The sequence below is a fragment of the Kitasatospora sp. NPDC059803 genome, from assembly GCF_042732255.1.
GTDB lineage: Bacteria > Actinomycetota > Actinomycetes > Streptomycetales > Streptomycetaceae > Kitasatospora.
In genome coordinates this window covers 4,684-6,305 of the sequence record NZ_JBHWIJ010000400.1, presented here as the reverse complement: position 1 = coordinate 6,305, position 1,622 = coordinate 4,684, and the positions used below count along the sequence as shown (strand labels likewise).

Sequence of the window (1,622 nt, the reverse complement as noted above, 5' to 3'; positions counted from 1 at the left end):
GTCTCACGTCGGCCGCCGTGATACTGCCGTCAAACCGTCGTCAGAGCGCCGCGAGCAGCCCGCGTCCGAGCCAGTCGGCGTTGTCCTTCACGCCCGGCAGGACGAAGAAGTACCCGCCGCCGGTCGGCGAGATGTAGTCGACCAGCGGCTCGTCGATGAGCCGGGTCTGGGTGGCCTCGAACTGCCGCACCACGTCCTGCTGGTAGCAGCAGAACACCAGGCCCATGTCCAGGTTGCCGGCCTTGTCGACGCCCCGGTCGTAGTTGAAGCCGCGGCGCAGGATGCGCGAGGTGTCGGTGTCGGCGGTGCGCGGGTTGGCGAGCCGGATGTGCGCCTTGAGCGGGATCGCCTTGCCCTCCGGGTCCTTGCCGTAGTCCGGCGCGTCGGTCTCCTGGCGGCCGTCCAGCGGCGCGCCGGTGTCGCGGCGGCGGCCGAACATCTTCTCCTGCTCGGCGAGGGTGACGCGGTCCCAGAACTCGATCAGCATCCGGATGATCCGGATCACCTGGTAGCTGCCGCCGGTCGCCCAGGCGGGCTCGCCCAGTCCGTCGGTGACCCAGATCAGCCGGTCCATCTCGCGGGCGGAGGTGGTGTCGGGGTTGACTATGCCGTCCTTGAAGCCGAGCAGGTTGCGCTGGGCGCCGTCCGGGCGGGACTCGTTCTGGAAGCCGTCGATCCGCCAGAGGATCTGCATCGCGCCGCGGGTGTGCCGGGTGATGTCGCGCAGCGCGTGCAGCACGGTGTCCTGGCGGTCGGCGCAGATCTGCAGCGAGAGGTCGCCGTGGAGTTCGGCGGCCTGCAGATTGTCGTTGGGGAAGGTCTTCATCGGGGCCAGCTTGGTCGGCTTGGCCTTGGCCAGCCCGTACCGGTCGTCGAACAGCGAGGCGCCGACGCCAACCGTGACGGTCAGGTTGTCGGTGGGCACGGTGGGGCCGAGGATGCCGCTGTCGGCGGGCGGCGCGCCGACGCCGAGGTCGGGCGGGGTGCCGCCGGCGGTGAGGAAGCGGATCCGCTCGGTCAGGGTCTTGAGGAGGTCCTCCAGGCCCTTGCGGTCCTGGGCTATCACCTGGCAGGACAGGAAGGCCGCGTAGCCGGGGGCCGGGGTGGTGACGCCGGCCTGGTGGTCGCCGTGGAACGGGACGGCCCCGCTCTTCGCCTGGCGGCTGTCCCCGGCGGAGGCCGGGCCGGCGGCCAGGGTGAACGCCCCGCCCGCCAGGACGGCCGCCCCGGCGCCGGCGCCGAGGGCGGTCCGGACGAAGCTGCGGCGGGCCGGGCCGGCCGGGCAGCCGCCCTCGGCGACGGCCGGGGCGGGCGCGGCGGCGTGCGGGAACGGGCAGGAGCCTCCGGTGGCAGCGGTGTGGTCGGTCATCAGGCGGCCTTCCGGATCTCGAGCAGGGCGGGGATGGGGGCGAGGTCTTCGAGCAGCTGGCCAGTGGCTCCGTTGAGCTGGCGGCGGGCGTCGGCGGGGAGCTGCTCCAGCGCGGTCCAGCCCTCGGGCTTGTGGGCGGCGGCGACCAGGTCGCGGCCCCGCGCGAGACCCGCCGGGGCCCGGGGGGGGCGCGGCGGGGGGCGCGCGGCCGCCCCCCGGGGCGCGCTCGGGGCCCCGGCGCGCGCGCGGGGCG

At 74.6% G+C, this 1,622-nt stretch carries 2 protein-coding genes; both read right to left on the bottom strand.

What is annotated here, in order from left to right:
• Window positions 1-40: 40 nt before the first annotated feature.
• Window positions 41-1,369, bottom strand: a complete 1,329-nt coding sequence (gene efeB, locus ACFV6I_RS36560) for an iron uptake transporter deferrochelatase/peroxidase subunit (protein ID WP_079135342.1) — start codon at window positions 1,367-1,369, stop codon at window positions 41-43.
• Window positions 1,369-1,622: hypothetical protein (locus ACFV6I_RS36555; RefSeq protein WP_380430291.1), on the bottom strand; the 254-nt coding region annotated here is incomplete at its 5' end. The genes ACFV6I_RS36555 and efeB, both read right to left, overlap by 1 nt.

Excerpts from the sequence above, each read along its gene's own strand:
- efeB (WP_079135342.1), bottom strand. The coding sequence starts at position 1,369 with ATGACCGACCACACCGCTGCCACCGGAGGCTCCTGCCCGTTCCCGCAC.